Genomic DNA, 14,179 nt, shown 5'->3' on the forward strand with positions numbered 1-14,179 from the left:
GCTAAACCAAGCATGTGGCTAAAGTTAGATCTCCGCACTACGTTGTGTTTGTTGCCAATTAGTTGGTATGGCAACACTCACATCCGATTTCTGTAATGGACTTTTACCTAAAATTAAATCAGCTGCTTTTTCAGCAACCATAATCGTAGGAGCATTAAGGTTTCCGTTAGGAACGGTTGGAAAAATAGACGAGTCAACAACACGTAAGCCTTTAATACCGTGCACTTGGGTATTAGAGTTAACAACGGCCATATCATCTTCACCCATTTTGCATGAGCAAGAAGGGTGGTAAGCACTTTCTACGGCTTGGCGTACAAAGGCATCTATTTCTTCATCTGTTTGAATGTGTTTACCTGGCTGAATTTCTTCATCACGGTAATCATCAAAGGCACTTTGCTCAATAATGGCGCGAGTTAAACGCACACATGCTCTAAAGCCTTCAATGTCGTCTTTGTGCTGTAAGTAATTAAACAAAATTTGTGGCGGTTGCTCAGGGTTAGCTGATTGAATAGTAACGCTGCCGCGACTTTTTGGTTTGTTATGACCTACGTGAACTTGAAAACCATGACCTGCAAATGCACTACGACCATCGTATCGCATAGCGGCTGGTAAAAAGTGATACTGAATATCAGGCCATTCAACTCCAGGCTTAGAGCGGATAAATGCACATGACTCAAAATGGTTAGTAGCGCCTAAACCTTTACGAGTAAATAACCATTTAGCGCCTATCAAGCCCTTGGAAATAAGGCCCAATTTGCCGTTTAGTGTAATTGGCTGCTTACATTTGTATTGAAAGTAAAATTCAAGATGATCTTGTAAGTTTTGACCCACACCCGGTAAGTGGTGTTTAACTTCAACGCCTGCTTTTTCAAGGATGTCCTTATCGCCAATACCAGATAGCTGTAATATATGCGGAGAGCCAATAGGGCCTGCACTTAAAACAACATCTTTTGCTGCATGTGCTGTTTGAACATTACCGTTTACTTTGTACTCGATGCCTGTGGCTTTTTTACCGTCAAGAATAACTTTTTGAGCAAGTGCGCCGGTAAGTACAGTTAAATTACTACGCGATTTTACAGGGTCTAAATATTCACGAGAAGCCGAGCTGCGTACACCGTCTTTAACGGTCATGTGCATTGGGCCAAAGCCTTCTTGCTGCGACGCGTTATAATCGTCTGTACTAGCATAACCAGCTTCTACACCGGCTTTTATAAATGTGGTGTACAACGGGTTTTGCATTTCGTTACCGTTATTAACGCCAAGTGGGCCTTTACCACCTCGGTATGTGTTTTCACCAAGGTAAAAGCTTTCCGCTTTTTGAAAATACGGTAAACACGATTGGTAGTCCCAACCATTAGCACCGTGCTGCTGCCACTCATCAAAGTCTTTAGCGTGGCCGCGTACATACACCATGCCATTAATCGATGACGAGCCACCGAGTACCTTACCGCGAGGGCAATGCATTTCACGGTTATCTAAATGTGGCTCTGGTTGAGTATGGAATTGCCATGCGTACTTATCGGTATTCATAGGAATAGACAGCGCAGTTGGCATTTTTATAAAAATACTTTTATCACTGCCGCCGGTTTCAAGCAGTAACACGCGATTGCTTGAATCTTCAGATAATCGGTTAGCTAAAACACAACCCGCAGATCCCGCACCAACAATAATATAGTCGTAATGATTACTCATAGTAAGGCGCCTTAAAATGGGCTTTCTATGTCGGCCATACCAACATAAATAGACTTAGTTTGCGTGTAATGATCAAGTGTTTCGATCCCATTTTCACGGCCAATACCAGATTGCTTATAACCTCCAACAGGCATTTCAGCAGGTGAGTTACCATAGGCATTAATCCAACAAATCCCCGCTTCTAATTGATGAATAACACGGTGTGCGCGTTTAATATCGCTTGTAAATACGCCCGCAGCTAAGCCTAGGTGAGTGCCATTGGCACGTGCAATTACGTCGTCTTCGTCTTCAAAAACAAGTACGCTCATTACTGGGCCAAATATTTCTTCTTTAACGATAGTCATTTCATCGTTGCAATCAATAAAAACGGTAGGTGCAACAAAGTAGCCATTAGGCGCAGATTCAGGTGAAAGCGTTGAACCACCGGTAAGCAGTGTTGCGCCTTCTTCAATCCCTTTATTAACATAACTCATTACTAAGTCTTGATGCTTTTTAGAGATAAGCGCACCAAAGTTTGTGTTTAAATCTTGCGGATCGCCAGCAATAATATTTTGCTCTGTACGCGTTTTAAGCTCATCAATAAACTGCTGATAAATATTTTTATGAACATAAATACGTGTACAGTTAGTGCAAATTTCGCCTTGCGTATAAAAGTTACCTAGCATGGCTGCGCTTACTGCTTGCTCTATATTTGCATCATCAAATACAACTAGCGGCGACTTACCACCTAGCTCCATTGTTACGTCTTTTAAGGTACCAGCAGCGCTTGCTACTACTTTTTTACCTGTACCTACTTCACCAGTAAACGACACTTTGTCAATCTCACTGTGCGAGGTTAACCATTGGCCTACGTCACCTGCACCTTGTACAACGTTAAATACGCCAGCAGGTACACCTGCTTCAACAAATACTTCGGCCAGTTTAATAGCGCCTAGTGGTGTTTCTTCAGATGGTTTAAAAATAAATGCGTTGCCAGCTGCAAGGGCAGGGCCAGATTTCCAACATGCTATTTGTAGCGGGTAGTTCCACGCACCAATACCGGCACAAATACCTAATGGTTCTTTGCGCGTATAGTAAAAGTCATCACCTACCATTTGCTGCTGACCCACTTGTGCAGGGGCTAGGCCTGCAAAGTATTCGATTACATCAGCGCCGGTTTCTATATCAACACAGTTTGCTTCTTGCATTGGTTTGCCGGTATCAAGCACTTCTATTAAGGCTAGTTCATCGTTTCGCTGGCGAAGTATTGCGACTGCTTTTAATAAAATACGGCTGCGTTCGATAGGTGTCATTTTAGACCACTGTGCAAAACCTTGTTTTGCACTTTTAATGGCTGCGTTTTGAACAAATTCATCGGCAACTTCTACGCTATAAATAACATTACCTGTTGCAGGGTTAGTTACATCAAAAGTTTCACCGCTTTGGTTAGCAAGAAAATGGCCATTAATAAAGTTTTGATAGACTGGTTTGCTCACGCTAGGCTCCATATTGCTTGATGAGTGAATTTACATAGCTTTTAGCTAAAGTTTCACTGTGTTTAAACTGGTTTACGTCGGATTTACTAAGTACTGTTCTTAACCATAGGCCATCGATCATGGCAGCGCTAAGTTCAGCAGCTTGTTTTGCTTGCTCAATAGGCATTAATTGCTTAAATGAAAATGCTAAATTACTTTGCAAGCGTTTACTGTTTACATTTTGCAGTCGGTGAAGCTCGTCGTCGTGCATTGATTGCGCCCAAAAGCTCAACCATGTCTTGGTGGTATCACTGCGCTGTTGCACAAGCGCAAAGTTAGCTTCAACAATAAACATAAGGCGCTGTGTAGCGCTGGTGTTATGGCTAACTTTTTCAATAAGGTCTTTTTTAAGATTAGAAAGCAAATAACGAACAGTCGCTTCTATTAAACCCTGCTTACCACCAAAATAATGACTAATAATGCCTGACGATAAACCTGCATTTTTACTAATGCTGTTTATAGTGGTTGCTTGTAATCCACGCATCGCCACTGACTCAATTGTCGCGTCAATTAACTGTTGACGCCTGACAGGTTCCATTCCAACTTTAGGCATAATTTTTATTAATTGAACGTTCAATAAAGATAAGCTTAAGGTAATAGGTCTAATAATTCAAGGGTGAAGTAAACCTTGAGATGCCAAAATGTAGATGAATTATTAACAAATGGGGCTAAATTTTGTAAGAAAGAGGATATTTAACTGTGGGGTATAATTTGTTATAAAACAGATGGTTATGCTGTTTGTTGGGTTTTTCATTTACTGTACTGTTTTCTTTACTGCTTTATGCTAATAAAAGTAATAATAAAATATTTAGTGCGGTAATAATTAGAGTACTAATAGTATTTTTTTAAACCAATGACATAAATACAACCTAATTGCTTAGTACTCTAATAACTAACGGGTGGCAAATATGAGGAGATTTATCCTTCATCGAGCAAACCTTTAAATAAAAGTGGATAGCGCCTGAGACGATTGCCTATGTAATCGTCAGCTAAAATTTGATCGCATATAAAATTTACGTCATCACTGGCTTCAAATACCCAGTCAAAACGCTCAATGGCGAGTAAAAAACCGCGCTTTAAATGACGCTGATTACGATAATATTCTAAATTTTTACGGATGATGGCGAGTTTAGCGGGATCAGATTTAAGCGCAGCTATAACCTGATTTATAAACGAGGTATTGAGTTTACTGTCGCTACGCTTTCTAACTTTTCTAGGGTACATTATTCTTCGTTAGCAATATTAACAATTTTCTTTAAAAAATCGTCTTTGTGTTTGTCGTGTTCGTAATCTAGGTGGTAGGCGTTATGAAAACCAAAACGAAGAATTACACCGCTGCCTTGTAAATATATAGTGTAACCGTCTATATCAGAATAAGCGGTAATACCTTGATAATGCTTACCTTCATTAGTTGCTTCTCCACGTTTTTGAATACGCTCGTATACTGCTAAAATTTGTTTATTATCGAGTTCGTTTTTCATATTTCACCTTTAAAAGTTAAATAGATTTACGTTATAGATATGCGGCTCGATCACCTAAAAAACAATGCTTAATTATGTGTAAATTTACTTTGTATTTTTGCATTTATAAACTATGCTCAGCGCTCATTTTTACTTGAGCTTTTACTATGATAGACAAGGCGTTACTACTTAAAACACGAGAATTATCTGATCAATTAATAGCGTTACAAACGCCTATTAGAATACTCGATGCTATTAATTGGGATAAACAAATAAAAGAAGAGTTTTTTAGACAAAAATGTCAAAAAAACCCTTTAATTGATCGTGCTTATTACCAGCAACGCGATTTAGGGTTTGTACCTAGTGAATTACGCCAAGCGTTTTCTACACTTAATAGAAATATTATAAATCAGCTAGGGCAGTTAAATCCTATTTCGCAATATATGGGTAAAATGTGTAGCGAATATAAAACGGTTCTAAGTATGCTGGAATACAGAGGCACACCTGAATTTCATGATTTATCAGTAGAGCTATTTGGTCACCCAAAAGATCTATTTCATGCAGGTGAGCCTTCACTGTTCGAACTTGCAAATATGCTAGAAAAACCACTGCAAAATTTGTTAGTTGCCGATATTTTACCTGATGATCCTAAAAATATTGATGCGGTGGATGCAGTACGTATTTTATCTGAGCAAGTTAATAGTAGTATGGCAGGTATTAATGTAGAAGTAATGCTTAGCGACGGCATTGTAAGTGATGCAGCGGCCGGTGCTAATAACATTAAACTAAACCAAGACGTTAAATTTTCTCAGCGCGAGCTTGATATATTAGAAGTTCACGAAGGCTGGATACACGTAGGTACGACGCAAAACGGGCTAGCTCAGCCTTATTTAACTTGTTTAAGTAAAGGCACCCCAAGTTCAACAGTAACCCAAGAGGGGTTAGCTGTTTTAACCGAAATAATTACTCTTAAATCAACGCCGAGGCGTTTATCAAAATTAGTTAACCGTATTCAAGCGGTTACCAAGGTGATAGATGGGGCTGAGTTTGTAGACATATATAGAGATTATGTGGCGCAAGGGCTTTCAAAAGATGACAGCTACACATTAGCGCAACGGGTATTTAGAGGCAGTACAGCAAATGGATTACCATTTACAAAAGATATTGCCTACATTAAAGGTTTTGTTTTGGTGTATAACTTAATTCGCGTAGCTATTCAGCTAGGGCGTATTGATCAGCTGCCATTATTATTAGTCGGTAAAATCTCCATTGATGATTTTAGACTCATATCGCAACTGCACGATTTAGGTGTAATTGAGGACCCTAAATTTGTTCCTCCGCACTTCAAAGATTTACGTGGTTTAGCAACGTGGCTAAGCTTTGGTCGTTTTATTGGTGATTTGTCGTTTGAGCAGTTAGAAAACGATTACAAGCCGTTATTTTTGTAAAAGGAGCGTTAGCTCCTTTTTATTGGCTCAAAGGTAGAACTACATTTATATCGATTGCAGAAAATATAAAAAAACGCAGTTGGAATGAGCAACTGCGTTTAAGTATATAGTTACAAGCCAACGTAACTATAGTTGAGGAAATTAACCAATTAGCCAGTTAATACTTGGCTGTGTACTTGCTCGTTTAATACAACAACTTCAGCTCGTTTGAAAAAGTTAAAGTCGGTTGCTGTAGCCAGTGTGTATGCGCCCATCATACGGCTGATAATTAAATCGCCGTTGTTTAGTTTTGGTAACATAATCGAGTCACTCACTACGTCTATGCTGTCGCATGTTGGGCCAGCAAGTACAGACTCAAAACGCTCGCCTTCTTGTTTAGCACTGTCGATAGGGTATGCTGCTTCGTCAAACATTAAGCCGCTGAAAGACCCGTAAATACCGTCATCTAAGTAATACCACGTTTTACCTTCGCGCTGCGCTTGGCCCATAACTGAGGCTACGCTAGTTACGCTACTTGCTACAATAAAACGACCCGGCTCTGCAATAATTTGCATTGTTTCAGGTAATTGCGCTAAAGCTACGTTTATTGGTGCACAAAAAACGTCAATTGGTAGTACATCTACGCTGTATGGCACAGGAAAACCACCACCAATATCGAGTGTGCTAAGTGCTGGTAAACCAAGCTCACTGACTTTGGTAATTACTTTTGCACACGCATTAATTGCTTCAACGTATTTAGTTGGGTTTGGTGATTGCGAGCCAACATGAAACGATAACCCTTTTATACGAATGCCTAGTTGCTGTGCGTAGCTAATAATGTCAATTGCAACATCAGGGCTGCAGCCAAACTTTTTAGATAAATCTGCAAATGCATCTTTGTTACGAAAGCTCAAGCGCACTAAAATTTCAGCTTGATCTTTGTAGGCAATAAACTTTTCAAGCTCGTTTATGTTATCAACAACAAACACTGTGCAGCCATACGCTAGCGCATCGCGAATATCACTGTCGCGCTTAATAGGGTGAGTGTGAATAGTACGCTCACTTGGCACACCTTGGCTTGCCACTAAATCAACTTCACCACTTGTTGCTAAATCAAAGCTTGCACCTTCTTCAAGTAAAGTGCGTACAACAGCGGCTAAAGGCAGTGGTTTTAATGCAAAGTGTAAAACAACGCCTGGTAGTGCATTTTTAAGCGCGTGGTATTGGCGACGAATAGCTTCGCAGTCAAGGACCATAAGTGGTGCGCCAAATTGTGCTGCAAGTTGTTCAATGTGCGTGTTGGTCGGTTGTACATAATCAAATGCTTGATTTGCAGCAACCGCTGCTGCAGGTACTTTAGTTACGGTGTCTTTTAGTTGAGTTGATAAAGTCATTATATTTTCCGAGTCAATTAAGCAACCGCTCGGGTTATGGTTATCCACAAGTCGGTTGAGTGAGATCAAGAGTGCTTACGCACAGTCAAATTCACTCTTGGATAGTTGCTCTATCGCCTTGCTACAAACAGGGTTTGTAATGTGCTCGGATTGGCTATCATCAAGAAGCGGCGAGATAATAAAACGAGTTTTTAATCAGTGCAATAAAAATTTTAATAAAAATAAAATTATTTTATTATCTATAAATATCAGCGGGTTAAGTTAATTCGAATTATTTATCTTGACGATTAATTTTACTAATCTTTGGGGGGATAACGAACATTTGTTTGTGAGCAAGCATGATTTTACTCGAGGTGTCAGCGCTATAAGAGTGCTGAGGTTGCTGGCGTAGATAATTATAAATTGCCGGGGTTTTCATCAAGTGATTTAAGGCTTGAATGACTTTACTGCCCTGCGAAGTTTTACTACATGCAAAGTAGCCATTAACATACTCTGGGTATTCAGCTATTGCTCGGCTACCTATTTTTTTTAACTGCTCGTCGCTAAATGTTTCTTGAATATTTATTTCATAATCAATAATCATATCGATTCTTTTATGTATAAGTAAGTTTGGTAGTTGCGAGCTTGTATCTTCACTGCTAATTGATGCAACTTGGTCTTTATATTTTTTTAATATGGGCTCAAGTTCTTTATAGCTAGCGCCTGAATCAATACCTAAGGTGTGGTTTTTCTCAAGTAACTCTAAAACTGAAACTCGTTTGGGCAGATTGCCCAAAAAGCTTTTAAATGCATAAACTTTTCTTTGCTCATAAACCGTTGTAGGGAGCTCTGAAAATATAATATGCTGTTCGCGCTCTGGTGTTTTAATTAAGTCGTAGCTGCAAACGGGTTCGTTAGTTGTAAGGCGCTTAATAAGGCGCGCTTGGTTGGTCCACTGTAACTTAGTAGTAAAAGCATGGCTTAAAAGGCGATTAAATGTTTCATCTGAATTTAAAAACCCATCAGAAGCGGCATTAGCCCGAGAAAGTAATGTAATAGGCTCATCTGCAACACTCATTTTTGATACGAGCAACAGGAGAATAATTAGAGAGGTTTTAAATATATTCGTCATAGCCCTTAGTGTAATTGTTCTAGAATAAAATTGTTATAAAAAAAGCCCAAGAGGGCTTTTTTTACGTCGAAAACTCAACCACTGCGAGTATTAGCGTACGTTGGTACTTTCAAATATTTTATCAGCAGACGCTGCGACAAAGCCTGTGTAAAGCTCGCCATCGGCTTTAGGATATCTAATTGCAAACTCATAAAAACAACTAGGAATGCGTAACTCGCCATCACTGAACATAACGGCGTAATCATCAGCAAGTGTTGATGATTGCTCTAGTAACACCTCAGGTGAGCCTTTTACTTCGCCGCCTGATGTATTAAGCGCAAAGCCTGCATCTTTAAGCGCCTGGTTAACATCATGAATGTTATCAAACTTGGCAAGCATATTAATATTTACAGTAAAATGATTGGCACGATAGCCCCATGCTGACATCCACGCGGCATATTCGCTTTCTGCTAATAACTGCTTGTAGGTTTCACCGCTTACTTGCCAATGTGTACCTGAATATAAAAAGTTATCAGCCGTTACAGCACTTTCATCAATTTGATTTACCATATCGGTAACAATAGCTTGTAACTCTGGCGAGCACTTTTCTACTAATAACTCAGAAATAAATACTTTAGGTTGATTAGGATCGCTGTGTTCGTAGTGTTTAGCGTATAGCTTTTTAGCTTCAAAGTGGTATTCGCCGCACTCTGTGTAACCTAACGCTAAAAAGTGTGCTGCTAGTTTTTCAAGGCCTACTTTTTCTATATTGAACGTACGTAACGCAATATGATCGTTAATTATGTCGTCTTTTTGGGTTGAACCTAAAAGGTCATGAATTTTATCTGCCGATGGCGTAACTGCTAAATAGTTATCCCATAGGTTTTCAAATAATGTATTTACGTTGGTATGCATGTTAAATCCTTAAAAATGGGTATTATTCTATTACTAAGCCAGGTGCTAAAGTTTGCGGTAAATTCACTTTTTCTGATTCAACCGACGCAACAGGGTAAGCGCAGTAATCTGCCGCATAATATGCGCTAGCACGGTGATTACCACTTGCACCAATACCACCAAACGGCGCAGCACTAGAGGCACCCGTAATAGGGCGGTTCCAATTGACAATGCCAGCACGAATGCGCTTTAAAAAGTGGCTGTAATCATCTTCATTATCGCTAAGTAAGCCTGCTGATAAACCAAAGCTGGTGTTATTAGCCTCTGCTATTGCGCTGTCAAAGTCGTTGTAGCGATACACTTTAATGAGCGGGCCAAAGTGTTCTTCATCGGCCATGTTGGTAATGTTAGTTACATCAATAATACCTGGGCTTACAAACCCAGTGCCTGCTTTTAGCTGCTTAAGCTCAACGAGTATTTCGCCGCCGCTTTCTACTAATTCTTTTTGCGCAGCAACCATACCAAGGGCTGCTCTTTCGCTTATCATTGCACCCATAAATGGCTGGTCAGTTGCAAAACTGTCGTGAACAACAATGTTTTTAGTTGCGCTAATAAGTTTTTTTAAAATAGCATCGCCATTGAGCGATTTTTCAATAAACACGCGGCGTGCACAAGTACAGCGCTGCCCAGAAGTAATAAAGCCCGATTGAATAATATCGTGCACTGCAGCGCTTACATCGGCTACATCTTTAACGATTAATGGGTTATTACCGCCCATTTCAAGCGCTAATATTTTACCTGGGTGGCCTGCAAACTGTTTATGTAATAAATGGCCGGTGTTTGAGCTGCCGGTAAAAAATAAGCCGTCTATGTTTTGATGCGAAGCAAGTGCTTTACCTGTTTCTACTTCACCTTGCACTAGGTTAATAACACCTGCTGGTAAGCCTGCTTTTAACCAAAGTGATAAAGTAAATTCAGCAACGTGAGGGGTTAACTCAGACGGTTTAAATACCACGGTGTTACCCGCTAAAATAGCCGGTACGATATGACCATTAGGTAAATGCCCAGGAAAGTTATACGGACCAAATATAGCCACAACGCCGTGTGGTTTATGGCGTATAAAGGCTTTAGCACCCGGCATTGGGTTTTCAGTGGTGCCGGTACGCTCGTTGTACGCTTTAATCGAAATGGCCACTTTACCTGTCATAGCGCCTACTTCTGTGCGTGTTTCCCAAAGAGGCTTGCCAGTTTCACGCGCTATAATGGCTGCAAATTCTTCGCTGTGCTCTTTTAATTGCGCTACAAAGTTTTCAAGTATGGTAATACGCGACTCAATTGGCGTATCTGCCCATTGTACTTGTGCGGCTCTAGCTGCATTAATTGCAGAATCTACTTGCTCGGCATTTGCGCCATTACCTTGCCACACAATTTCGCCGTTACTTGGGTTAATAGAGTTAAAAACGGGGCCTTGACCTGTATGCCATTGGTTATTTATAAGGTGTGTGTTCATATTTGTTTTACAGGCGGAAAAAACGCGCTGCATCTCCTTGGGATAGATTAAGGGCATCAGCCACTTCTTGGCTTATTACTAATGTGTGTTTTGCATGATTGTAGTGAGCGTGCTGGGTAAATGTAGCTCTAAACCCACTTACACCTTGGTTGCAAACGGCAAGTGTATCTGAGCTGTGCTGGCTAATATGTTCCAGCTCGCCAATTGTAATAGGGCATACTTGAGACTCACGAATACTGCGAATATTACCAAGTTTTGCTTCTACCGTTGGGCCCGCATCAAACAAATCAACATAGCCACGATGCTCAAAACCTTCTTTTTCAAGCAGTTTGAGCGCCGGTTTTGTTTTGTCATGCACATGGCCAATAACTGCTTGGGCTTTTTTACTCAGTAAGTTGACGTAAATAGGGTATTTAGGCATTAACTCACTAATAAACACTTTATCGCCAAGCCCCACTAAGTGATCAGCCTTGGGAAACTCAATACTAAAAAAGTGCTCTTGCAACCACTGCCAAAACGGTGAGTGACCATCTTCGTCGCTTACGCCACGCATTTCAGCAATCACGGTATCGGCAAAACGCTCGCTGTGCTGCGCCATAAATAAAAAGCGTGAGCGTGATAAAAATCGACCGGTTAAACCTTTGCGGTTGTTTTCGCGCAAAAACAAAGTACATATTTCAGAGCATCCGGTGTAATCGTTACACATGCTTAAAATATCAACGGTGTTATAAACATTAAGTGTAGGTGAGTGGTGTACTGTTTTACCTAAATGGTAATGGTACAAAGGCACAGATAAGCCAACAGCGGCTTCTATGGCGGTAGTACCAATGACTTCACCTGTTTCGCTATCTTCTAAAACAAATAAGTAGCTTTCATCGAGTGGCTGATTGATATTTTTAGCAAAGCTTTTTTCGGCGCGGTCTATTTTGTCTTTTAATTGCTCATCATCTACAGGCAGTGAGGTAAACCCATGGCCTGACTCGATTGCAATTTGCTTAAGTGCAGCAAAGTCATCAGTGGTAATAGGACGTAATACTTGCATTTATTACTTGCTCCAACAGCGCGCCCTGAGGCGCGCTTAATTAAGTTAGCCGTTTACTACGTCGCTTACTGCTTTTTCAAAGCGTGCTAGGCCTTCTTTAATGTCTTCAAATGGAATTACTAAAGAAGGGGTAAAACGAATCACGTTCATGCCCGCCACTAAGTTCATTAAGCCATTGTTAGCACTGGCAACTAAAAAGTCGCGTGCGCGGCCTTCAAATTTTTCGTTTAATACAGCGCCAATAAGTAAACCTTTACCACGTACTTCGCTAAATACGTTGTACTTTTCGTTAATAGCGTTTAAGCCATCGCGGAATAACTGTTCACGCTCTTTAACGCCATTTAATACATCAGGCGTATTTACTGTATCAAAGGCTGCTTCTGCTACGGCACATGCCAGTGGGTTACCACCGTAAGTAGAGCCGTGCGTACCTACTTTTAAATGCTCTGCAATAGCTGTGCGGGTGATCATAGCACCAATAGGAAAACCACCACCAAGTGCTTTAGCGGTCGTTAAAATATCAGGCACTACGCCTAAGCCTTCGTATGCGTATAAATCGCCAGTACGGCCAACACCGGTTTGTACTTCATCAAAAATAAGCAGTGCATTATGCTTAGTACATAACTCGCGTACTTTTTTAGCAAATTCATCTGTTGGTGAAATAATACCGCCTTCACCTTGCAGTGGCTCCATCATTACTGCACACGTTTTATCACTAATAAGTGCTTCAAATGCTGCAATGTCGTTGTAATTACAATGCATAATGTCGCCAGGCTTAGGACCAAACCCATCAGAGTAAGCAGCTTGGCCACCCACGGTTACTGTAAAAAATGTGCGGCCGTGAAAACCTTTATTAAAGGCAATAATTTGCGATTTTTCTTCGCCGTGTACATCTAAAGCAAAACGACGCGCTAGCTTGAGTGCTGCTTCGTTAGCTTCTGCGCCTGAGTTTGCAAAGTAAACTTTATCAGCAAATGTTGCTTCAACCATTTTTTGTGCTAAACGCAGGGCAGGTTCGTTAGTCATTACATTTGATAAGTGCCAAATTTTCTCGCCTTGCTCTTTTAAAGCAGATACAAGCGCAGGGTGGCAGTGGCCTAAACAATTAACGGCAATACCACCAGCAAAATCAATAAACTCGTTATTATTTTGATCCCATACACGTGAGCCTTCGCCGCGCACTGGAATAACGGCCGACGGGTTGTAGTTTGGCACCATTACATCGTTAAATAAGTCTCTTGTTACTTGCATTATGTACACCTAAAAATTGTGAATATTGAATAAAAATTAGCAAAATAAAAACGTTAGCGTTTTCTCAGCTAGATAATTTTTGTTATTGGTGGTTATTATCGAAGGTTACAGGTTAAATTTGCAGTGCTATTTTGTGAAAAATGATTACAATAAAAGTCAAAATAACGAAATTAATAAGCAATATGATAACTCCACAAGATGAAAAGCTACTTTCAATTTTAAAAACCAATGCGCGTGCAAGTATCTCTGACCTAGCGCGTATGCTTAATCTATCGCGTTCTACTGTGCAAAGCCGTATGTTAAAGCTTGAAGAAACCGGTGTTATAAAAGGGTATAGCGTAGATTACGGTGAAGACTATTTAAGCAGTATGGTTTCGGCTCATGTATCTATAAAGGTGATGCAAAAACTCACAACCAAAACCAATTTAGAGCTTAAACAAATCGATGCTATTTCTCAGCTTTATGCAATAAGCGGTGAGTTTGACTTAATTGCTGTTGTACAAGCGCAAAACTTAGAAAAATTAAGCCACCTACTTGATGATATTGGTAATTTAGATGGCGTAGAGCGCACAACCTCGTCAGTAATTTTGGAAACTAAATTTAAACGATAGGGCGTGTTGATCTTTGCGGATTGAAACTTGTTCAATCCAAGGAAGATTAAATCGCGGAGCGACGTTTGTAACCTAGTGGGCTCGGTAACTGCTCCCGCGTTATCGCCTATTTATGGGGTGTAAACACACTACATAGGCTCTGGCTTGCTTAAAAAACAAATATACTGCTGCAAAATCCCCCACCAAAGGTCAACACGCCCTAGCAATTGTTGTAATTATAATTAATTCCAAAATAAAATTGTTAGCCTTTGATTCTATAGCTATATTTTATTTTTAAATTATGCATTATTCGTA

13 protein-coding genes are annotated in these 14,179 nt (G+C 40.2%); 2 read left to right on the plus strand and 11 right to left on the minus strand.

The genetic code is table 11. From position 1 onward, the window contains the following. Positions 1-24: 24 nt before the first annotated feature. The 5 genes from betA to ALFOR1_RS19145 all read right to left on the minus strand — a co-directional run bounded on the left by betA (position 25) and on the right by ALFOR1_RS19145 (position 4,687). Positions 25-1,692, minus strand: coding sequence for a choline dehydrogenase (gene betA, locus ALFOR1_RS19125; RefSeq protein WP_104644067.1), 1,668 nt, complete (start codon positions 1,690-1,692; stop codon positions 25-27). An 11-nt stretch (positions 1,693-1,703) separates the two neighbouring features. Further along, positions 1,704-3,167 (minus strand): betaine-aldehyde dehydrogenase, encoded by a 1,464-nt coding sequence (gene betB / locus ALFOR1_RS19130; RefSeq protein WP_104644183.1) that lies wholly within the window; start codon positions 3,165-3,167, stop codon positions 1,704-1,706. Position 3,168: 1 nt separating this feature from the next. Beyond that, a complete protein-coding gene (betI, locus tag ALFOR1_RS19135; RefSeq protein ID WP_173827090.1) occupies positions 3,169-3,744 on the minus strand; it encodes a transcriptional regulator BetI in 576 nt (191 codons plus the stop codon). A gap of 380 nt (positions 3,745-4,124) precedes the next feature. Beyond that, complete coding sequence (locus tag ALFOR1_RS19140; protein ID WP_104644068.1) at positions 4,125-4,430, minus strand: hypothetical protein; 306 nt, start codon at positions 4,428-4,430, stop codon at positions 4,125-4,127. Further along, complete coding sequence (locus ALFOR1_RS19145; RefSeq protein ID WP_104644069.1) at positions 4,430-4,687, minus strand: DUF3081 domain-containing protein; 258 nt, start codon at positions 4,685-4,687, stop codon at positions 4,430-4,432. Before ALFOR1_RS19145 ends, ALFOR1_RS19140 begins: the two co-directional genes overlap by 1 nt. A gap of 146 nt (positions 4,688-4,833) precedes the next feature. On the opposite strand from ALFOR1_RS19145, the gene ALFOR1_RS19150 reads away from it, so the two are divergent. Then, positions 4,834-6,114, plus strand: coding sequence for a flavohemoglobin expression-modulating QEGLA motif protein (locus tag ALFOR1_RS19150; RefSeq protein ID WP_104644070.1), 1,281 nt, complete (start codon positions 4,834-4,836; stop codon positions 6,112-6,114). Positions 6,115-6,263: 149 nt separating this feature from the next. Here ALFOR1_RS19150 and ALFOR1_RS19155 read toward each other — a convergent pair whose 3' ends face one another. The 6 genes from ALFOR1_RS19155 to ALFOR1_RS19180 all read right to left on the minus strand — a co-directional run bounded on the left by ALFOR1_RS19155 (position 6,264) and on the right by ALFOR1_RS19180 (position 13,274). Further along, positions 6,264-7,487 carry a type III PLP-dependent enzyme gene (locus ALFOR1_RS19155; protein WP_058550368.1) on the minus strand — a complete coding sequence of 408 codons (1,224 nt, stop codon included), beginning with the start codon at positions 7,485-7,487 and terminating at the stop codon, positions 6,264-6,266. Between the two features lie 271 nt (positions 7,488-7,758). Beyond that, positions 7,759-8,544, minus strand: coding sequence for a transporter substrate-binding domain-containing protein (locus ALFOR1_RS19160; protein ID WP_104644071.1), 786 nt, complete (start codon positions 8,542-8,544; stop codon positions 7,759-7,761). A 144-nt stretch (positions 8,545-8,688) separates the two neighbouring features. Continuing rightward, entirely contained in the window at positions 8,689-9,492 is an 804-nt protein-coding gene (locus ALFOR1_RS19165) for a DUF1338 domain-containing protein (RefSeq protein WP_058550234.1), read from the minus strand. A 22-nt stretch (positions 9,493-9,514) separates the two neighbouring features. Beyond that, positions 9,515-10,981 (minus strand): succinylglutamate-semialdehyde dehydrogenase, encoded by a 1,467-nt coding sequence (astD, locus tag ALFOR1_RS19170; protein WP_104644072.1) that lies wholly within the window; start codon positions 10,979-10,981, stop codon positions 9,515-9,517. Positions 10,982-10,988: 7 nt separating this feature from the next. Further along, positions 10,989-12,023 (minus strand): arginine N-succinyltransferase, encoded by a 1,035-nt coding sequence (gene astA / locus ALFOR1_RS19175; RefSeq protein ID WP_104644073.1) that lies wholly within the window; start codon positions 12,021-12,023, stop codon positions 10,989-10,991. A 45-nt stretch (positions 12,024-12,068) separates the two neighbouring features. Further along, positions 12,069-13,274: an aspartate aminotransferase family protein gene (locus ALFOR1_RS19180; RefSeq protein ID WP_058550237.1), complete on the minus strand. Its 1,206-nt coding sequence runs from the start codon at positions 13,272-13,274 to the stop codon at positions 12,069-12,071. 182 nt (positions 13,275-13,456) lie between these two features. On the opposite strand from ALFOR1_RS19180, the gene ALFOR1_RS19185 reads away from it, so the two are divergent. Then, entirely contained in the window at positions 13,457-13,885 is a 429-nt protein-coding gene (locus tag ALFOR1_RS19185; protein ID WP_058550238.1) for an Lrp/AsnC family transcriptional regulator, read from the plus strand. Positions 13,886-14,179: the final 294 nt, after the last annotated feature.

This window comes from Pseudoalteromonas carrageenovora IAM 12662 (genome assembly GCF_900239935.1).
GTDB classification, from domain to species: Bacteria; Pseudomonadota; Gammaproteobacteria; order Enterobacterales; family Alteromonadaceae; genus Pseudoalteromonas; species Pseudoalteromonas carrageenovora.